The following is a 19,164-nucleotide window of genomic DNA, read 5'->3' on the forward strand; positions in this document are numbered from 1 at the left end:
CGGCACCGTCCTGCAGGCCGCGGCATCAGGGCAGCGGAATCTGCCTCAACTGTCGCCGAGAGGTGATGCCCAGCTTGCGGAAGATGCTGCGCAGGTGCGCCTCGATCGTGCGCGGGCTCAGGAACAGCTGCGCTCCGACTTCCCGGCTGGTCGCTCCCGTGGCGACCAGCCGGGCGACGTGCAGCTCGTGAGGAGTGAGCTCGTCGGTCGGTCGGACCGCGCGTTTGCGGGCGAACTCCCCGGTGGCCGCGAGCTCCCCGGCAGCACGCGCGGCGAACGCCTCGGCACCCATGTCCGACAACAGCTCATGGGCGGTGCGCAGCTGCTCGCGTGCGTCCTGACGCCGCCCTTCACGGCGCAGCCACTCGCCGTAGACGAGATGCGTGCGGGCCAAGTGAGCGACGGTCCGGCATCGGCTGAGTTGCGAGATCGCCTCCTTGTAGTGCGCCTCGGCCGTGGGCCCTGTGCTGGTCAGCGCGCGTGAGCGTGCCGCCAGCCCCAGCGCCCACGGCGTTCCGCTCGCGGTCGCCCGCATGCACAGTTCCTCGAGGGCGTCGGCGACGCGCTCCGGCTCGCCCGACCTGCATGCCGCTTCGATGAGTTCCGTGTGCGCAAGGTTGCTGTGGGTGAGCTCGTCGGATCGGAACGCGCGCTCCGCGGCGTGACGTGCCGCGTCATAGGCGCGCAGTCCGTTGTGCAGCACGGCCATGCCGTACTCCGCGAGCGACACCTCGGTCGCGTGATCTCCCGACTCCCCCTCCTGCGCGAGCGCCGCGTGCGCGTGCCCGGTCTCGTCGGACCGGCCTCGCCAGGCGGCGAGGATGAGCTGGGCGTGCAGCAGCGGCGCCGACCCCGCGGCCGGACCGATCGAGGCCTGCTCCGCGGCCCGGGCGAACTCGCCGAACAGCACCAGCATGACCGACTGCACGAGCAGGGCGGCGGGGAGAGTGGCGAGCGCTCCGGCTTCCAGAGCCAGGCGAGTGTGGCGGGACGTGAGCGCCAGAAGCCGTTCGTCATCGAACACCGCCATCGCCGTTCGGCTTGCCAGCCATCCCCAGCGTCGTACCTCCGCATCACTGGCCGGATCCACATTCGGGTCCTCCCCGCAGAAGGCGGCCAGAGCCCGCTGCAGCTGACCCGCACCGGCCGCGTATCCGGCGGTGAAGGTGGTCACCAGTCCGTCCAGCAGCAGATCCGGTGACCTCGGCGTTCCGGGCGGAGGGGGCGCAGCGCGGGCGGCTTCGGCCACCTCGCGCACGTCCGGACCCGAGCGGAGACCGCCCGTGACGATCGCCGCGTCCAGGGCGTCGAGGTACGTCTCCCGCGACAGTGCCGCATCCAGAGGCGCAAGACCCTCCGCCGCCTCCAGCAGCATCACCAGCCCGGGGCCGCCGCGCGACCGGTGGAACGCGATCCTGGCGCGGAGCAGGTTCAGGCGAGCCCTCTGCAGGGCATCCAGTGACCCTCCTTCCGCGGACGTCAGCAGCTCCGCCGCTGCCGCGGACGAGCCCGTCTCGTGCATCGCGAACGCCGCCTCCAGCGACCGGCGCGCACGCGCGGTGGGGTCGGGCGTCAACCGGGCCGCGTACTCCATGAATGCGGCCGAGGCTGCCAGTCCGCCCCGCCGGCGGGCCCGATCGGCGGACCGCTCGAGCGCTGCCGCCGTCTCCTCGTCCATGCCGAGCACCGCCCGGGCTCGATGCCAGGCGTGGCGATCCGGCTCCGCATCCGGATCCGTCGCCGCGGCGAGTGCGGCATGCGCGCGACGCAGATCTGCGGCCGCCGCCTCGCGATAGATCGCCGAGCGCACCATCGGATGCCGGAATGTCACCATGCTGCCGATCTCGAGCAGTCCGGCGTCCTCGGCAGGAGCCACCGCGCTCGGGGAGATCTTCAGTCGTGCGAGGGCGCGCCAGAGCAGCGCCGTGTCGCCTGTCGGCTCCGCCGCCGCCACGAGAAGAAGCAGCCGGGTGTCCCCGGGAAGACCCGCCGAGCGGCGCCGAAAGCTCTCCTCGATGCGGCGCGACACATTCCATGCGCCGGGGACGGCGAATCCGCCGGCCAGGGGCGTCTGATCCATGCTGCGCGGAAGCTCCAGCAGCGCCAGCGGGTTCCCGCACGATTCGGCGACGATGCGTTCGAGCACTGCGTCATCCATCGGCGCGGCGAGCGCGGATGCCAGCAGCCTGCGCGCGTCCGCGTCGTCGAGGCCCTGCAGGCGCATCTCGGGCAGCCCCATCAGGACACCGGGGTCGACCCCGGCGTCGTCGCCCTCCGGATCCCTCATCCCGAACACGAGCGCGATGCGCTCGGCGTCCAGCCGGCGCGCGACGAAAGCGAGGACCTGTCCGGAGGCGTCATCCAACCACTGTGCGTCATCGATGACGCACAGCAGCGGCTGCTGCTCTGCCGCCTCGGCCAAGAGGTTGAGGATCGCCAGCCCCACGAGGAAACGGTCGGGCGGCGCGCCGCTGCGCTGGCCGAAGGCGACAGCCAGCGCCGTCCGCTGCGGCTCGGGCAGCCCCTTGTCTCCCCTCAGCAGGGGCGCGCACAGATGGTGCAGTCCGGCGAAAGCGAACTGCCTCTCGGCCTCCACCCCGACAAGGGATTCCACCCGGAAGCCGTCTTCCCCGGCTGCGGCGCGCGCGTGGTCGAGCAACGTCGTCTTGCCGATGCCGGCCTCGCCCCGCACGACGAGGGCCGAGCTGCGCCCGGCTCGCGCACCGTTGAGGAGCGCCTGAACAGCGGCGCGCTCGGTCCGACGGCCCAGAACGTCTGACATGGCGACTCCCGTCAGAGCGCGGGAGCGCCCGTTCTACGTAATTATCACCGACGCGACGCAGCGCAGGCCAGGTGTAGCGGTCGGAGAGGGCACGCCGGGGAGCGGGGGTTCTACCGACGCGAAGGCCCGGCGGAGGTTGCGAACCTGGGCTTACCGATCACCGGCCTCGGGAGGCGACCCGCTGGGCTCACCCGAGGCGACTCGCAGAACAGGGGAGAGAAACATGGGACACATCACCGTCGGCACCGAGAACAGCTCACCGATCGAGCTCTACTACGAGGATCACGGATCAGGCCGACCGCTGGTCCTCATCCACGGATACCCGCTCGACGGTCACAGCTGGGAGCGGCAGTCGCGCGCGCTCCTCGCCGACGGATATCGCGTGATCACCTACGACCGTCGCGGATTCGGGCGGTCGTCGAAGGTCTCGTCCGGCTACGACTACGACACCTTCGCGACCGATCTCCGCATCGTCCTGGAGACCCTGGATCTGCACGACGTCGTACTCATCGGGTTCTCGATGGGCACAGGTGAGCTGGCCCGCTACGTCTCACGATTCGGGCACGAGCGGGTGACCGGGCTGGCGTTCCTCGCATCGCTCCCCCCGTTCCTCGCTGCGCGCCCCGACAACCCGGAGGGCGTGCCGCAGATGGTCTTCGAGGAGATCCGCGCAGCGGCAGTCGCCGACCGTTTCGCCTGGTTCGCTCACTTCTTCGCGGACTTCTACAACCTCGACCAGAACCTCGGGGACCGCATCAGCATGGAAGCGGTCACCGCCAGCTGGAACGTCGCCATCACGAGCGCGCCGGCGGCTGCACACGCCGTGGTGTCCTCCTGGTTGGAGGACTTCCGCGCCGACATCGTCGCCGTCCGGGCGAGCGGCGTGCCGACCCTCATCGTTCATGGCACTGCCGACAGGATCCTGCCGATCGACAGCACTGGTCGGCGCCTGCATCGTGCCCTGCCCGACGCCCAGTACGTCGAGATCGACGCAGCGCCTCATGGACTCCTGTGGACACACACCGATGACGTCAACCTGGCGCTGACCGCGTTCCTCGACACGGGCCGCGAGTCGCTGGACACCGACACGGTGTCCGCTCTGCTCAGCGTGGCCGGGCGGGTGTAGCCCGGCGATGGCCTGGAGCACACGAGAACTCGCCGACATGGCGGGCACCACGACGAACACGATCCGGCACTATCACCGGCTCGGCCTGCTCGACGAGCCGGAACGCCGGTACAACGGCTACAAGCAGTACGGAGTGCGCCACCTGGTGCGGCTGCTGCGCATCCGCCGACTTGCGGAACTCGGCGTGCCGCTGTCGAAGGTGGATCCTGTCGGCGCGGGCGACGAGACCACACCGGATGCTCTGCGCGAACTGGACGCCGAGTTGGCCGAGAGCATTGTACGAATGCAGGAGGCGAGGGCGGAGATCGCCGCCATCCTCCAGGAACACGCGCCGGCGGATGCACCGGCGGGATTCGCCTCCGTCTCGGCGCACCTGTCCGACGCCGACAGCTCTCTCGTCCACGTCTACACGCAGCTCTACGACGAGGACGCGCTGGCCGATCTGCGGCGTATGGTCGAGGCGGACGCCGAGTCCGACGCACTCGGCGATGAGATCAGGGCTCTCCCCGCGGACGCGGACGAAGCCAGCCGGCAGCAGCTCGCAGAACGCCTTGCTCCCGTGCTCGCGCAGAACCTCGTCGACTACCCATGGCTGTCCGATCCCGCCGGGCACCTGTCCAAGAGCGAGCACGTGACGCAGGAGACCTTCATCGAAGCGATCGTCGAGCTCTACAACCCTGCCCAGATCGATGTGCTCGCACGTGCCAGCACCCTGGCGGATGACCTGAACCGATCGAGGTCAGATCAGCGCGACGCCCCGCAGCCGACGGCGGATCACCCACCCACTTGACCCTGTTCCGAGAACACGGTGTCCAATGACAGCGATTCGAGAATCGCTCGGGTCAGCGACAGGAAGAAGCCAGAGCCATGAACATCATCCAGGACCTCATCAGCACTCTCCAAGACCTCGTATCGCAAGTGCCGGAGATCGTGCAGCCACTCGTGGTGATGCTCGCCGGCGCGATCCCCGCCATCGAGGGAGATGCTGCCGCTGTGCTCGGCATCGTCGGCGGACTCAATCCGGTCGTCGCGGGACTCGCCGGCGCAGTGGGGAACTTCGTCACCGTGCTGCTCACCGTGCTGCTCACGGCACGGGCCCGCACCGCGATCCAGAACCGCAAGGAGCGCATTGCCGCCCCCGTCGGGGGTGCCGAGTCCTTCGTCACGCTGAGCGACGACGGCACGGCGTTGCCCGCGCCGTCGTCGGGCAAGGCCGAGTCGAAGAGCCGTACGAAGGGCCGTCAGCGCCTGAACAAGTGGTTCGTCCGCTTCGGCGTTCCCGGCGCCAGCATCCTGAGCCCACTGGCGCTGCCCACGCAGGTCACCTCGGCGATCCTCGTCGCGGGAGGCTCGCCGCGCGGCTGGGTTCTGCTCTGGCAGGGCGTGGCCATCCTGATCTGGACCGCGCTCGCCAGCACCTCGGCCTGGCTGGCCCTGACCGTCGTCTTCCTGGTCTGAGCCTCAGCGCCCACGCATACCCGACTCGCGACGACGAAGAGAAATCGAGCTCATGACTGATTCGTACGAAGCACCGCGCCCGACATCCGCGAGTGGAGGCGCCGCGACGCCCTCCCCCGCGCCCACAGTGGCGGAGGACCTGCTGCTCCTGCTGTTCCAGCCCGACAGCGGGACCGTTGCCGGGGAGGGGACCCTCTACTACGTGCTCGCCGGCGCTGTGCTGGCCGACCTCGGGCTCGGCGGACACGTCAGGACGGGCACGGGGGTGACAGGTGCGCTGACCGTGCAGGCCGTCGCCGAGAACCCGCCGGACGACCACCTGCTCCGCGCCAGCTGGGAGTACGTCGCCGAGAAGCCGCGTGGTGTGCAGACGGTCCTGGCCGCCATGGGCCCCACCCTGCGTGCGCCGCTGCTGGACCGGCTCGTCGAACGAGGCGACATCCGGCGGGTCACACGCCGGATGCTCGGCCTGTTCACCACCTCGGCACTGGAGGACGGGAACGACTCCCGCCGCGGGGGCGTCCTCGCCGACGTTCGCGCCGTGCTCGTCGACGGCGCACCGGCGACGCCCCGCACCGCCGCGCTCGCCGCGCTGCTGTACGGGAGTGGCACCTTGCCGCAGTTTGACCGCGACATCCCGTGGACCTCCGCGGTCATCTCGCGCGCCGAAGAGCTCAAGGCCGGCAGCTGGGGCGCGGATGCCGCCGCGAACGCCGTGGCGCGCACCCTCACCGCCACGATCGTCAACAGCGTCATCTTCGCTGCGGCCGCCCTGCCGCGCCGGTGACCGCTGTGAACGACCAAGGAGACCCATGCATCTGCTGACCGTGTTCGCCCATCCGTTCCGCGACAGGTACCCCGCCGCCGTCATGGATTCCTTCCACGCCCCGCTCAGCCAGTCCGGTGTCACTATCGACATCCTGGATCTGCACCGGGAGCGGTTCGACCCGAGGTTCACCGCCGAGGACCATGCACATTTCTGGGGAGGGCCGATTCCCCCCGACATCGAGGGGATGCACCGCCGGGTGGAAGCAGCCGACCGGCTCGCGTTCGTGTTCCCCGTCTACTGGTGGTCGATGCCCGCGTTGATGAAGGGGTGGATCGAGCGGGTGTTCACGGCGGGCTGGGCATACCAGTACGGCCAAGGGGTCGTCGATCGCGGCAGAGCGCCGCTTCGCGGGCTCCTCCCCTCGATACCGACAGCGCTGGTCGGTGTCGGCGGCTCGAAGAAAGCCACCTATGACAAGTACGGCTATGACGACGCGATGCGCACGCAGTTGGATGTCGGCATCTTCGCGTACTGCGGCATCGATGATGTCGAGAGCCACCTGATCTACGACGTGGAAGGAGACCACAACGCCTCCGTCCGCAGCGCGGGGCTGGCCCAGGCTCGTCGGATCGGGCGCTCCTTCATCGACCCCGGCAGGACCGTCCGCCATGCGAAGCAGGAGCACCTCGAGGGTCGACGCGGGCGGGGCGGACCCATCACCCCGGATCAGCGATAGACCGATGCCGTGAGCGGCTGCGGTACTGCGCGGGCGATGCCCCGACCACCCGGCGGAACGCCGTGCTGAACGCGCTCTCGGAGAGATAGCCGGTGGAGCGGGCCAGCTGGGGGATCGACAGGCTGTCGCGCTCGAGGGCATCGCGGGCGAGACTCATCCGCCATCGGATCAGATACTCCCGCGGTGGCACCCCGACATGGGCTTTGAACGTCCGCGCGAACCCGGAGCGAGACATGTGGCTGATTCCGGCGAGCTCTGCGAGAGTCCACGAACGGGCGATGTCCGAGTGCAGGGCACGCAAGGCGGCGCCGATGCCGTCGTCGTTCAGCGCGCTGAGCCAGCCCGCAGGTCGATCGGTGCGCGCCGCATGGGCGCGCAGCATGTGCACGAGCAGGATCTGCGCCAGATGGCTCTGCACGAGCGGCCCGCCCGGTGCGGTGACGGCGACCTCCGTGGCCAGCAGGGTGATCAGCTGTGCCATGCCCGATCCGTCCGGGTCTGCCGCGCGGAAGACGACGAGCGGCGGCAGCAGGTCGGTCAGCAGCGTCGCGTTCGCCTCGTCGAATCCGATGTGCCCCACGCAGAGGTGGAGGTCTTCGGGCTCCGATCCGATCCGCGCGAACCCGTCCTCGGCAGCCGCCCACACCGGCTCAGCAGGCTGAGGCATGGCGTCGAGGGTGCTGGCCAGCACGTAGGAGGGCGGATTGCCCAGCAGGAAGGTGTCTCCTGCCTCCAGCCGCACCGGGTCGTGCCCGTCCAGCGTCAGCCAGCAGCGACCGCGCACCACGCCCCCCACCCGAACATGCGGGAACGTCTCGAAACGCAGCGCCCACTCTCCCGCGGCGCGCAGGTTCGGCCCCACCACGGTGCGGGGCCGCAGCAGACCGATGGCGTCGGCGACGGGATCCTGGAATCCGAACACGCGAGCTCCTCGGGACGATAGATAAAGAAATGTGGACGCTGTATGACCGATGTTACCTCGGGGCGCGACCAGGGTGGATGACAGCACGTCGATCTACGAACGAGGGAGCAACAACATGTCGCAGCTTGCAGGCAAGACCGCAGTCGTCACGGGCGGGAGCACGGGGATCGGGCTGGCCACCGGCATCCGATTGGCCGACGAGGGCGCGCACGTCTTCATCACCGGACGGCGCAGCGCGGCACTGGCCGCAGCCGTCGAGACGATCGGGCCCAGCCGCGCGACGGGAGTCGTCGGGGACGTCGCCGTCGGAGACGATCTGGATCGACTCTACGCAGCGGTCGCGTCACGAGGAAGCGGACTGGATGTGCTGGTCGCGAACGCGGGGGTCGGCTCGTTCGCCACACTGGAGCAGACCACCGAGGAGCACTTCGACCAGACCTTCGCGGTCAACACGAGGGGCACGCTGTTCACGGTCCAGAAGGCGCTGCCCCTGCTCAACGACGGCGCATCGGTGGTCTTGACCGGTTCCACGGCCGCCGACCGCGGGATGGACGCGTTCGGCGCCTACGCGGCGTCGAAGGCCGCCGTCCGATCCTTCGCACGAACCTGGTCCACCGAGCTGAAGGGTCGTGGGATCCGCGTGAACGTGGTCTCGCCCGCTTGGATCGAGACACCAGGCGGCACCGCCGCCTTCGGCGACGAGGAGACCGCACGGGCCATCATGGAGAACGTCGCCGCCACGGTCGCCAAGGGACGCATGGGGCGACCCGAGGAGGCTGCCGCGGTGATCGCGTTCCTGGCTTCCGAGCAGAGCAGTTACGTCGTCGGCGCGAACCTCTACGTGGACGGCGGAGCGAACCAGATCTGACGGACGGCTCAGTCCTCGTCCTCCCCGGCATCCCGCTCCAGATGCCTGCGCAGCGCCCCCGCGATGTCATCGAGGTGCGCGAGCTGTTCCGTCGTGAGGGCGTCGACGAACAGCTCGCGCACGGCGCGCAGGTGCGGGACGGATCCGGCGCGGAACGCCTCCCTCCCCAGCTCGGTCGCGCTGACATCCACCCCGTGAACTTCGTCCGCGCAGGGGAGGCGTCGGATCAGCCGGCGCTTCTCCATCCGCCCCAGATGGTGAGAGAGCCGGCTGCGCTCCCAGTCGATCAGCGCCGCCAGCTCCGACGATCGCAGCGTTCGCTGCGGCGCCTCCGTCAGGGCGAGCAGCACCTGATAATCCGCCGCCGACAGCGATGACTCGCTCAGCAGACGTCTGCCCAGAAGAGTCCTCAGGGTCTGGGCGGTCTCGATGTAGTCCCGCCAGATGCGCAGTTGATCCTGCGTGGGCATCGTCCGCTGATCGTGAGGCATCGCGTCTCCCTGGAATCGCACGCGTGGAATAGACGCGTCAATACCAATGTTGCAGCATTGACACGTCAATCCGGATGCGCCGGCGACGGAGAGGCATCGATCATGGTCACCCGATCAGGCGAAGTGGAGTTCGGACTGAACTCCTTCGGCGACATCGCGACCGACGGCGGACGCGTGCTCTCGGACGCCGAGACTCTGAGGCTTCTCGTCGCTGAGGCGCAGCTGGCGGAGTCCGTCGGGCTGGATGTCTTCAGCATCGGCGAGCATCACCGGGAGGGCATGGTCGACTCGGCAACTCCCGTGATCCTCGCGGCCGCAGCGCAGGGAACATCGACCATTCGCCTGGGAACATCGGTGACCGTGCTGTCCACTCAGGATCCCGTGCGCCTCTACCAGCAGTTCGCCACGGTCGACGGCCTTTCCGGCGGACGAGCCCACCTCGTGCTGGGGCGCGCATCGGCGATAGAGTCCTTTCCGCTGTTCGGGTACGACATCGCGGAGTACGAGGAGATCTTCGAGGAGAAGCTCGACCTGTTCCTGAGGCTCATGCGCGAGGACCGCGTATCGTGGTCCGGTCGCCACCGCGCTCCTCTGGACGGTGTGCGTCTGCACCCCCGGATGCCCGATGGCGGGATCCCCACCTGGATCGGCATCGGGGGAAGTCCTGATTCGGCTGTTCGGGCCGCGCGCAATGGACTCCCCCTCATGATGGCGATCATCGGAGGGCGTCCGGAGCGCTTCGCCGGGCACGTCGAACTCTATCTGCGCGCGCTGTCCCGGTTCGGGCGGGAAGAGCTCCCGATCGGTCAGCACTCCCTCGGCTTCATCGCCGACACCGACGCGCTGGCGAAGAGCGTGCACTGGAAGCACTGGCAGCCGGTCGTGACCGCGATGAGCGAGGAGCGGGGGTTCTACCCGCCGACTGCCGAGCGGTACGAGACCGAGGTCGATACCGGAGCCCTGTATGTCGGATCGCCGGAGACGGTCGCTCAGAAGATCGCTGCGACCGTTCGCGCCAACCATCTGTCGCGTTTCGACCTGAAGTACGACCTGCTGCACCTGTCCAGAGATGCGCGCGAGCACAGCATCCGCCTGTTCGGCGAGCGCGTGGTCCCCCGCGTGCGTGAGCTGCTGGACGAGGACCCCGGCCGGTGGAGGCTGACCGGGCGCACTCCGGCGGAGATCGTCAAGGGCGGCAGAGCCGTCCACGCCTGAGACCCAGGAGAAGAGAGAGATCATGAACGACTTCACCGACCTCGAGTTCGGCATCGACACGTTCGGCGACCTGCCGCGCGATGACCGTGGCGCCGTCGTCTCCTACGGTGCGGCCATCCGGGCCACCGTCGCCGAAGCGGTGCTCGCCGACAGCATCGGAATCGAGGCTGTCGCGATCGGGGAGCATCACCGCCCCGAGTTCGCCATCTCCTCACCCGAGACGGTTCTGGCCGGCATCGCGACGGCCACCGATCGCATCCGCCTCGGGTCGGGGGTCACGGTGCTCTCCTCCGATGACCCGGTGCGCGTGTTCCAGCGCTTCGCCACCCTCGACGCCCTCTCGAGCGGACGTGCCGAGATCATCCTCGGTCGGGGATCCTTCACGGAGTCGTTCCCCCTGTTCGGCTACGACCTGTCCGACTACGACCTCCTCTTCGACGAGAAGATCGATCTCTTCCATGCCCTGCTCGACGAGAAGCCCGTCACCTGGGAGGGCACGACGCGTCCGGCGCTGCATGCGGCGGACGTCTTCCCCAAGACCGATTCGGGACGACTGCGCACCTGGGTGGGCGTCGGCGGGTCGCCGCAGTCCGTCATCCGCACCGCGCACTACGGGTTCCGGCTCATGCTCGCCATCATCGGCGGCGCCCCGTCGCGCTTCGCTCCGTATGTCGACCTGTATCGCCGCGCGACCGAGCAGCTGGGCACCAGCGCGCACGCGGTGGGCATGCACTCGCCCGGCTTCATCGCCGAGACCGATGCGCAGGCGATGGAGATGTTCTACCCCGGATACAAGGTGATCCGGGATCGGATCGGAGCCCTGCGCGGCTGGCCTCCGCTGCGCCGCTCCGAGTTCGAGGCAGATGTCGCGCAGGGATCGCTGTACGTCGGCTCCCCTGAGACCGTCGCCCGGAAGATAGCCGCTGCCATCCGCACTCTGGACGTCGGCCGATTCGACCTCATCTACACCGCGGGAGGCGCCATGTCGGCCAGCGCGCGACTTCGCGCCGTGGAGCTGTACGGCACGAACGTCATCCCGATGGTGCGCGAACTGCTTGCCGAGACACCCGCGCGCGGTCTGACCACCGAGGAGGTGGCCCGATGATCATCGGCATCCTCGGCGCCGGAAAAGTCGGCACGGTCATCGCTCGGCTCGCCATCGCCGCAGGCCACGAGGTGCTCATCGCCGGCTCCAGCGATCCGGATCGGATCGCGCTGACGGTCGAGGTCCTGGCGCCCGGCGCGGTCGCCGTCGGCGCCGACGACGCGGCGCGCGCTGCCGATCTCGTCGTCCTGGCCCTTCCTCTCGGGAAGTATCGCAGCCTTCCCGTGACCGAGCTCGCCGGCAAGCTCGTCGTGGACGCCATGAACTACTGGTGGGAGACCGACGGCATCCGCGACGACCTGAACGATCCCCGTACGTCCACGAGCGAGATCATCCAGGAGTTCCTGCCCGACTCGCGTGTCATCAAGGCCCTGAACCACATGGGCTATCACGACATGCAGGAAGAGGCCCGGCCTCGCGGCACAGCGGGCCGGAAGGCGATCGCCATCGCCGGCGACCACGCTCGCGACGTCGAGCGCGTGGCCGCATTCGTCGACGGCCTGGGCTTCGACGCGCTGGTCGCCGGCCGACTCGCGGACGGAGCGCGTCTGCAGCCCGGCTCGCCGACGTTCGGTGCGGATCTGCCGCTCGACGATCTCCGAGCGCTGATCGAGCCTGCGGATCCGCTGCACATCACGTCATCCGACGCGGACGCGTCGGAGAAGGGAATGAAGCAATGGCATCGGTGACCTTCGACCAGGCGACGCGCACCTTCCCGGGTGTGCTCCGTCCCGCCGTCGACAAGCTGGATCTCGAAATCGGCGACGGTGAGTTCCTCGTGCTCGTCGGCCCGTCGGGGTCGGGGAAGTCCACCTCGCTCCGGATGCTCGCCGGCCTCGAAGAGGTGAACGGCGGACGCATCCTCATCGGCGATCGGGATGTGACGTCCGTCCCCCCGAAGGATCGCGACATCGCGATGGTGTTCCAGAACTACGCCCTCTACCCGCACATGACGGTCGGCGAGAACATGGGATTCGCGCTGAAGATCGCCGGCGTCGGCAAGCACGAGCGCGCGCAACGCGTTCTGGATGCTGCGAAGCTGCTCGATCTCGTGCCGTTCCTCGAGCGGAAGCCGAAGGCTCTCTCCGGCGGCCAGCGTCAGCGGGTCGCGATGGGGCGGGCGATCGTGCGCAGCCCGCAGGTGTTCCTGATGGATGAACCGCTGTCGAATCTCGACGCGAAGCTGCGCGTCCAGACCCGCACCCAGATCTCGTCTCTCCAGCGTCGCCTCCACGTCACGACGGTCTACGTGACCCACGACCAGGTGGAGGCTCTGACCATGGGCGATCGCATCGCCGTGCTCGCGGATGGTGCGCTGCAGCAGCTGGGCACCCCTCGCGACCTGTACGAGAACCCGGCGAACGTCTTCGTCGCGGGGTTCATCGGCTCGCCGGCGATGAACCTCTTCGAGGCCGACATCAGCGAGCAGGGAGTGCGTTTCGGCACGGGCACCGCCGCGATCGATCGTGGCACGCGGGATGCCGCCGGCACGCGGGTCACGATCGGCATCCGCCCGGAGGACATCACGATCGCCGACGCGATGGAGCCCGGACTCAGACTCACCGTCGACCTCGTCGAGGAACTCGGCGCCGACGGCTATCTCTACGGGCACACCACGCTCGACGACCGGCGGGTCGAGATCACCGCTCGCGTCGACGGGCGAAGGCACCCCGTGGCGGGCGACACCGTCTCCGCCGTCCCCGTGCCCGGACGCGCGCACCTGTTCGACCTGCACAGCGGAGTCCGGGTGAACGCGGGCGTCGGCGCAGCGGTTCGATGAACCGGCTCCGCACCCACAATCCTGCCGCCGCACACGCGGCGGTGTCCTCCTCGACGCGCATCCGGCCGTCGCGATCACGGAAACACGAGAAGAGAGAATCCCAGTGAACAACATCATGACGACGACGGAATCCGGCGACACCCGCGGTTCGGCCGGGCGCGAACTGCATGACCGGACGCATCACCTCAAGGTGGATGTCTGGGCCGACGTGATGTGCCCGTGGTGCTACCTCGGCAAGCGACGGCTCGATGCGGCTGCCGCCTCCTTCGCGGCCCGGGGCCTCGGCGAAGGCCGCAAGGTCGAGATCGAGTTCCACAGCTTCCAGCTCGCGCCCGATCTCCCCGCAGGAAAGACGGAGCCCGCCGCCGCGTTCATCGCGCGCGAGACCGGATCGACAGAGGCCGAGGTGCACACCATGCTGAATCACATGGTCCGGCTCGGCAAGCGCATCGGCATCGATTACAACTGGGATGCGGTTCAGGTCACGAACACGCTGCTCGCCCACCAGCTGATCCATCATGCGAAGGCCGCCGGCAAGCAGCTCGAGGCAGAAGAGGCGCTGTTCGCCGCCTACTTCACCGAGGGTCGGGACGTCGGCGATGCGGAGGTCCTGGCAGACATCGCCGAACGGCTGGGTCTGGATCGTGCCGAGACGACGCGAGCGCTGGCCTCGAGCGAGCACCTGCCCGCCGTCCGGTCCGACATCGCGCGAGCCGGCGCGCAGGGCATCACCGGCGTGCCGTTCTTCGTCGTCGACGGGAAGTACGCCCTGTCGGGAGCCCAGGAGCAGGCCGTGCTCGAGCGCGCCCTGGAACAGGCCTGGTCGGAGAGGCCGGGAGCATGAGCGACTCGACCGTCACCCGGGTGGAGGATGCCGACGGGATGGGCGTCAGCGCGACGCCCGCGTTCACCCCGTTCGGCGAAGTCGCCGCCGGCTTCTGCGGCGACGTGTGCGCGATTCCCTCGGGCTCTCTGAGTGCCGGAATCGCCTCAGCCGTCGTGAGCGGGCTCTCAGACGCTCGCTGACGCCACCGCCCCGCGGGGCGCGCCCGAGCGGGTGCGCCCCGCTTCGCCTGTCTGCGGCGGCGTCACCGCGACTGGTCGTTCGCGTTGAGCTGCACCATCGCGTTGTAGAGCTGCTCGTCGGTCATCGCCGGTTCGGGAAGAGGGTGGGCGCGCTCGGCGCGGTAGGCGTCGAGCATGATGTGCAGCTGCCGGCGCCACGCGTTCGGGACGGTGGCGCTGGTGGCGTCGATCATCCGGCCGTTGAACCAGATGAGATTCACGATGTCGGCACGGGTGATGTCGGCACGAGCGCTGCCGGCCTCCTGGGCGCGCGTGAGCACATCCTCGATCTGCTGACACATCCGGTCGTGGATGCTCTCCGTCTCGGCGTTGCCAGGGAAGCGACGGGACAGGAAGTCGTTGAATCCGCGGTCGCCCGCCTGCAGGCGGAAGAGGTTCTCCAGGTAGCCAGCGAACCCCTCCCAGGGGTCCTCGATCTGCAGCGCCTTCTCCGCTTCGCTCAGAAACTCGCGCAGTCGAGGCTCGAACGCCGCGAGCAGCAGGTCCATCCGCGTCGGGAAGTGCCGGTACAGCGTCCCGATCGCGACGCCGGCATCGCGGGCGATCTTCTCCAGGGAGGCGTCCATGCCGCGTGCGGCGAACTCCGCCCGTGCCGCGGCGACGAGTCGGTCGTACCGCGCCTGAGCGTCGCGGCGCAGAGGCTTGCGTCTCACCTCACTGATGGTCATGCCGTCAATCTACTCCCCGATGCTGGGAATACCTGAGGCCTCCCTCCGGTTCTTCCACACGAACCGGAGGGGTGCCTCATATTTGGTGCTCCGCTCGTCCACCCGGCGAGAGAAGTCGCCGGGTCATCAACGGATAACGAAGGAGCTCACCATGAGCAGCATCACCATCATCGGGGCGGGCAACATGGCCCGCGGGATCGGCAGCCGGGCGGTGAGGGGCGGCAACAGCGTCCAGATCATCGCTCGCGACGAGGCGAAGGCCGCATCGCTGGCCAAGACCCTCGGCGCGGATGTGACCACCGGCGCCTGGGGCAGTGCACCGACGGGAGACATCGTCTTCCTCGCCGTGCTGTTCGCCAGCGCCGTTCCGGTCGCCAAGGAGTTCGGCGACGCCCTCGCAGGCAAGATCGTCATCGACATCACGAACCCGTTCAACGCCACCGGCACCGGCCTCGCCGTGCCGGATGACACCTCCGTCGCGAAGCTGGTCGACGAGGCCACTCCCTCCAGCACTCGCGTGATCAAGGGATTCAACACCCTGTTCAGCCAGATCGTCGCGTCGGGCGAGCCGGCGGACGTCTTCTTCGCAGGCGACGACGCGCAGGCCAAGGCCAAGGTGGCGGCGCTCATCACCAGCCTGGGGCTGCGCCCGCGCGATGCCGGTGAGCTCTTCATGGCCCACTGGCTCGAGGGGGCCGGTCTCTTGGAGATGGGTCTGGCGCGCGGCGGCCTGGGGATCGGATTCTCGCTGGGCGTCAACATCGCAGAAGGGAACTGAGCATGGGAAAGCTTGACGGCAAGACCGCGGTCATCACCGGGGCCACGAGTGGAATGGCGCTCGCGGGCGCCAAGCTGTTCGTCGAAGAGGGCGCGTACGTCTTCATCACCGGACGCCACCAGGACACGGTCGACGCGGCCGTGAAGCAGATCGGACGCAACGTCACCGGCGTCGTGGCCGATTCGGCCGATCTCACCCACCTGGACCGCCTGTTCGAGACGGTCCAGCAGGAGAGGGGCTCGATCGACGTGCTGTGGGCGAGCGCGGGCGCCGGCGGACCCCAGAAGCTGGGCGACATCACCGAGGAGGAGTTCGACAGCACGTTCTCGGTGAACGCCCGAGGCACGCTGTTCACGGTGCAGAAGGCCCTGCCGCTGTTCAACGACAACGGCTCGATCATCATGACCGGCTCGAACGCCTCCGTCCGGGGGTACCCGGAGTGGGCCGCCTACGCCGGCAGCAAGGCGGTGCTCCCCGCCTACGCACGGGTGTGGGTCGCGGAGCTGCGGGATCGCAGGATCCGCGTGAACGTGCTGACCCCCGGCCAGGTCTCCTCCCCCATGATGGAGAAGAACCTGGACGCCCAGATGATGGCGGTCTTCGAATCCGTCATCCCGCGGCGCGAGATGGGCCAGCCGGAGGAGATCGCCACCACGGCGCTCTTCCTCGCCTCAGACGACTCCAGCTACGTCAACGGCATGGAGCTCGTGGCGGACGGAGGTTCGACAGTGATCTGAGTACGCAGATGAATGTTCCTCAGGGGAGGTCGCCGACGGCGGCCTCCCCTTTCCTGCGCGCGGATGCCGGGGCGCGGGCCAGCCGACCACCGTCAACGCAGTTCGCGGTTCCGGTACATTCGCGTCGCGATGACCACGCCGAGTGCAGAGCCGAAAGCGCCGATGACCACACCGGCGATGACCAGCCCGATCGTGGAGAGAAGCTGCCCCTCCATCTTGACCAGGCCCGTGCCCTGATTCAGCCAGATCAGCCCGGCGACCACGAAGGCGGGCGCGTAGGCGACGAGACGACCGCGCGTGTACCCGACGCGGAACAGCACGGGCAGCTGCAGCGCCATCGCGAGACCGATGAAGGCGAAACCGACGGCGAGCGCGACGCCGACCAGCTCCATCGGGATCGTGTCACCGCGCGCGATCGCTACGACGAACGTGGTGAGCGCGGCGACGCCGAAGGCGATGACGTAGTAGACGAGAAGCGCTGCCGCGCGTCCCACGACCACCTTGTTCCGGGAGATCGGAAGCAGGCCGTAGAGGATGTCGAGACGACCCCGCTCGTCGGCGAGGAACGGCGCGGAGATCATCATCGAGGCGACGACCGCGGACGCGACCACGGCCATGCCCGGCACCGGGAGCGCCACACCCACGACGACGATGAAGGCGAGGGGCAGCAGCGTCTGCTTGCGAGGCAGCCACGACAGAAGATCGAATCGAATGAAGGCAATCGTCATGCTGCGGCCTCCCGGTGTTCGGCGGCAAGGTGGATGATGATGTCGTCGACGCTGGCGGTGTCGATCACGACGTCGGCGTCGAAGGATGCGGTGTCAGCCGCTCTGATGAGCCCTGACCATTGGGCTCCCCGGGTCTGAGGCCCGATGACGCCGGAAGGCGGCACGGTTCCCGCTCCGCGAGCGAGCGCGAACTCGTCGCGCACGTCGAGGAGTTCACCCTGGCGCGCGACCCGGCCGCCGACGAGCACGACGAGTTCGTCGGCGAGGTCGTCCAGATCGGTGGTGATGTGTGTCGAGAGGAGAGTGGAGTGCTCAGGGTCGACCATGAACTCCCGGATGACGTCGCCGATCTCACGACGCGACGCCGGATCCAGACCGCTGGAGGGCTCGTCGAGGATCAGCAGGTCGGGGCGCTGCGCAAGTGCCGTGGCGAGCGTGAGCTTGACGCCCTGTCCACGCGAAAGGTCGCCGACGCGCCCGCTGCGGGGTACGTCGAATCTTTCGAGCAGCTCGACGAGGTGGTCCTCGTCCCACGCGCGGTAGAACGGCGCCAGTCGGCGGCCCAGGCTTGCGACGCGCCACTCCGGCGCGGCGGTCGGCTGGTCGAGCACCACGCCGGTGCGGGCGAGCGCAACAGGGGATCCCGCCGGCTGCCCGAAGACCTCGACCGCTCCTGCATCGGGCGTGATCAGACCGAGCAGCGCACGGATGATCGTGGTCTTCCCGGCACCGTTCGGGCCGACCAGACCGACAACCCTCCCTGGGGGAATCTTCAGTGAGACGTCGGCGACGTCGAAGCTCGAACGTCGGATGCGCAGTTCATCGAGTCGGGCAAACGCGTCAGTCATGAGCCCTCCAGGTCTCGTCGATCAGTCGGTGCACGTCAGCGCTGCTGAGTCGTGCATGGCGTGCTGCGGTGTAGAGGTCCTCGAGCACATCGTTCACACGTTCACGCAGTGCGGTCGATGCGGTCTGCGGATCGACGTCGAGCACGACGAAGCCGCGACCATGTTCGTTGCTCACGAGCCCTTCTGCGACCAGGTTGTTGTACGCACGGGTGATCGTGATCACGCTGACTCGAAGATCGGCTGCGAGTTGCCGCAGTGAGGGCAGGTGCGAGCCTGCCGCCACCGTTCCCGACAGGATCGCAGAGCGCACCTGCACCCTGATCTGGTCGTAGATCGGGATCGTCGAGTCCGTGGAGACGACGATCCTCACCTGTCCACCTGCTGTATATACACACAAGAACAGTAACAGCGCCCGCTACAAAGTGCCAAGCACGATGCGTGGATCCTCCTGCAGCGCGAGTGTGTCCAGTACCCGGAGCAGCTGACGTTCCTCATACGCGAAGTGGTTCTCCATGATCGCTCCGATCCCGTCCAGATGTCGGTCGAGTTCCGACGGTGCCGCGCCCTCGTCCACGGCCGAACGCAGCGCCGTGAGGAGGAAGTCGATCATCGAGTGATCCTGCTCGAGATTGCGCAGCACCGGCGCGAGCTCCGGGTGGGCTGCCTCGATCACGGGGAACAGCGACCGGTCCTCACCGCGGTGATGCTTATCGAGCGCAGCGCAGAATCCCCGGCAGTAGAGCAGGAGCTCACTGCTCACCGTCTGCGGGTCGCCGCCGCCCTGCACCGCAACACGCGCGACCCGCAGTGCGTCGCGCAACCGTGAATGTGCACGTCGGAGTTCGTTGCTCCAGGCGATGAGCCTGGTCGTCTCGCGGTCAGTCACGCGAGAACAAAGGATGCGACGGGGCCATCGTCCACTCCTTGTGTCCGGCGCCTCCATGCCTGACACAGCCTGTCATCAGCACGCGACGCTGCGGCCAGCCTACTGCCCGATGGGAGTGTCCCCCGCCTATCGCTGCCCTCGTCACGGCAATGGCAGAGATGCCGAGCGCCCGCCGACTACG

General features: G+C 68.5%; 22 protein-coding genes. 14 read left to right on the forward strand and 8 right to left on the reverse strand.

Annotated elements, in window-relative coordinates:
• Positions 1-25 precede the first annotated feature (25 nt).
• Positions 26-2,782, reverse strand: a complete 2,757-nt coding sequence (locus ACFQY2_RS02650; protein ID WP_378744068.1) for an ATP-binding protein — start codon at positions 2,780-2,782, stop codon at positions 26-28.
• A gap of 223 nt (positions 2,783-3,005) precedes the next feature.
• Here ACFQY2_RS02650 and ACFQY2_RS02655 point away from each other — a divergent pair, with 223 nt between their 5' ends.
• From ACFQY2_RS02655 to ACFQY2_RS02675, 5 genes are all read left to right on the forward strand, one after another.
• Positions 3,006-3,908, forward strand: a complete 903-nt coding sequence (locus tag ACFQY2_RS02655; RefSeq protein ID WP_378744069.1) for an alpha/beta fold hydrolase — start codon at positions 3,006-3,008, stop codon at positions 3,906-3,908.
• A 7-nt stretch (positions 3,909-3,915) separates the two neighbouring features.
• Positions 3,916-4,698, forward strand: coding sequence for a MerR family transcriptional regulator (locus ACFQY2_RS02660; protein ID WP_378744070.1), 783 nt, complete (start codon positions 3,916-3,918; stop codon positions 4,696-4,698).
• A gap of 77 nt (positions 4,699-4,775) precedes the next feature.
• Positions 4,776-5,366: a small multidrug efflux protein gene (locus tag ACFQY2_RS02665; RefSeq protein ID WP_378744071.1), complete on the forward strand. Its 591-nt coding sequence runs from the start codon at positions 4,776-4,778 to the stop codon at positions 5,364-5,366.
• A gap of 52 nt (positions 5,367-5,418) precedes the next feature.
• Positions 5,419-6,153 carry a GPP34 family phosphoprotein gene (locus ACFQY2_RS02670; RefSeq protein ID WP_378744072.1) on the forward strand — a complete coding sequence of 245 codons (735 nt, stop codon included), beginning with the start codon at positions 5,419-5,421 and terminating at the stop codon, positions 6,151-6,153.
• A 25-nt stretch (positions 6,154-6,178) separates the two neighbouring features.
• A complete protein-coding gene (locus ACFQY2_RS02675; RefSeq protein WP_378744073.1) occupies positions 6,179-6,871 on the forward strand; it encodes an NAD(P)H-dependent oxidoreductase in 693 nt (230 codons plus the stop codon).
• Here the strand turns inward: ACFQY2_RS02675 and ACFQY2_RS02680 are convergent.
• Positions 6,852-7,793, reverse strand: a complete 942-nt coding sequence (locus ACFQY2_RS02680) for an AraC family transcriptional regulator (protein ID WP_378744074.1) — start codon at positions 7,791-7,793, stop codon at positions 6,852-6,854. The genes ACFQY2_RS02675 and ACFQY2_RS02680 overlap by 20 nt on opposite strands.
• Before the next feature lie 115 nt (positions 7,794-7,908).
• Between ACFQY2_RS02680 and ACFQY2_RS02685 the strand changes: the two genes are divergently transcribed.
• Positions 7,909-8,661, forward strand: a complete 753-nt coding sequence (locus tag ACFQY2_RS02685; RefSeq protein WP_378744075.1) for an SDR family NAD(P)-dependent oxidoreductase — start codon at positions 7,909-7,911, stop codon at positions 8,659-8,661.
• 8 nt (positions 8,662-8,669) lie between these two features.
• Here ACFQY2_RS02685 and ACFQY2_RS02690 read toward each other — a convergent pair whose 3' ends face one another.
• Complete coding sequence (locus ACFQY2_RS02690; protein ID WP_378744077.1) at positions 8,670-9,152, reverse strand: MarR family winged helix-turn-helix transcriptional regulator; 483 nt, start codon at positions 9,150-9,152, stop codon at positions 8,670-8,672.
• A gap of 102 nt (positions 9,153-9,254) precedes the next feature.
• On the opposite strand from ACFQY2_RS02690, the gene ACFQY2_RS02695 reads away from it, so the two are divergent.
• The 6 genes from ACFQY2_RS02695 to ACFQY2_RS02720 all read left to right on the forward strand — a co-directional run bounded on the left by ACFQY2_RS02695 (position 9,255) and on the right by ACFQY2_RS02720 (position 14,278).
• A complete protein-coding gene (locus tag ACFQY2_RS02695) occupies positions 9,255-10,367 on the forward strand; it encodes an LLM class flavin-dependent oxidoreductase (RefSeq protein WP_378744078.1) in 1,113 nt (370 codons plus the stop codon).
• Between the two features lie 22 nt (positions 10,368-10,389).
• Positions 10,390-11,472, forward strand: a complete 1,083-nt coding sequence (locus ACFQY2_RS02700) for an LLM class flavin-dependent oxidoreductase (RefSeq protein ID WP_378744079.1) — start codon at positions 10,390-10,392, stop codon at positions 11,470-11,472.
• Entirely contained in the window at positions 11,469-12,161 is a 693-nt protein-coding gene (locus ACFQY2_RS02705) for an NADPH-dependent F420 reductase (protein ID WP_378744080.1), read from the forward strand. The genes ACFQY2_RS02700 and ACFQY2_RS02705 overlap by 4 nt, the downstream gene beginning before the upstream one ends.
• Entirely contained in the window at positions 12,149-13,252 is a 1,104-nt protein-coding gene (locus ACFQY2_RS02710; protein WP_378744081.1) for an ABC transporter ATP-binding protein, read from the forward strand. The genes ACFQY2_RS02705 and ACFQY2_RS02710 overlap by 13 nt, the downstream gene beginning before the upstream one ends.
• A gap of 103 nt (positions 13,253-13,355) precedes the next feature.
• Positions 13,356-14,096, forward strand: a complete 741-nt coding sequence (locus ACFQY2_RS02715; protein WP_378744082.1) for a DsbA family protein — start codon at positions 13,356-13,358, stop codon at positions 14,094-14,096.
• Positions 14,093-14,278, forward strand: a complete 186-nt coding sequence (locus tag ACFQY2_RS02720) for a hypothetical protein (RefSeq protein WP_378744083.1) — start codon at positions 14,093-14,095, stop codon at positions 14,276-14,278. The genes ACFQY2_RS02715 and ACFQY2_RS02720 overlap by 4 nt, the downstream gene beginning before the upstream one ends.
• 62 nt (positions 14,279-14,340) lie before the next feature.
• On the opposite strand, the gene ACFQY2_RS02725 is transcribed toward ACFQY2_RS02720, so the two are convergent.
• Complete coding sequence (locus ACFQY2_RS02725) at positions 14,341-15,006, reverse strand: TetR/AcrR family transcriptional regulator (protein WP_378744084.1); 666 nt, start codon at positions 15,004-15,006, stop codon at positions 14,341-14,343.
• 19 nt (positions 15,007-15,025) lie between these two features.
• On the opposite strand from ACFQY2_RS02725, the gene ACFQY2_RS02730 reads away from it, so the two are divergent.
• Positions 15,026-15,784, forward strand: coding sequence for an NADPH-dependent F420 reductase (locus ACFQY2_RS02730; RefSeq protein ID WP_378745013.1), 759 nt, complete (start codon positions 15,026-15,028; stop codon positions 15,782-15,784).
• A 2-nt stretch (positions 15,785-15,786) separates the two neighbouring features.
• Entirely contained in the window at positions 15,787-16,521 is a 735-nt protein-coding gene (locus ACFQY2_RS02735) for an SDR family NAD(P)-dependent oxidoreductase (protein WP_378744085.1), read from the forward strand.
• Positions 16,522-16,613: 92 nt separating this feature from the next.
• On the opposite strand, the gene ACFQY2_RS02740 is transcribed toward ACFQY2_RS02735, so the two are convergent.
• The 4 genes from ACFQY2_RS02740 to ACFQY2_RS02755 are packed head-to-tail and all read right to left on the reverse strand — an operon-like array spanning position 16,614 to position 19,040.
• On the reverse strand, positions 16,614-17,249 hold the full coding sequence (locus tag ACFQY2_RS02740) for an ABC-2 transporter permease (protein ID WP_378744086.1): 636 nt from the start codon (positions 17,247-17,249) through the stop codon (positions 16,614-16,616).
• On the reverse strand, positions 17,246-18,097 hold the full coding sequence (locus ACFQY2_RS02745; RefSeq protein ID WP_378744087.1) for an ABC transporter ATP-binding protein: 852 nt from the start codon (positions 18,095-18,097) through the stop codon (positions 17,246-17,248). Before ACFQY2_RS02745 ends, ACFQY2_RS02740 begins: the two co-directional genes overlap by 4 nt.
• A complete protein-coding gene (locus ACFQY2_RS02750) occupies positions 18,090-18,467 on the reverse strand; it encodes a GntR family transcriptional regulator (RefSeq protein WP_378744088.1) in 378 nt (125 codons plus the stop codon). Before ACFQY2_RS02750 ends, ACFQY2_RS02745 begins: the two co-directional genes overlap by 8 nt.
• A gap of 45 nt (positions 18,468-18,512) precedes the next feature.
• Positions 18,513-19,040, reverse strand: a complete 528-nt coding sequence (locus ACFQY2_RS02755; RefSeq protein ID WP_378744089.1) for a hemerythrin domain-containing protein — start codon at positions 19,038-19,040, stop codon at positions 18,513-18,515.
• Positions 19,041-19,164: the final 124 nt, after the last annotated feature.

Source organism: Microbacterium sp. GCM10027623, from assembly GCF_042666935.1.
Lineage (GTDB): Bacteria > Actinomycetota > Actinomycetes > Actinomycetales > Microbacteriaceae > Microbacterium.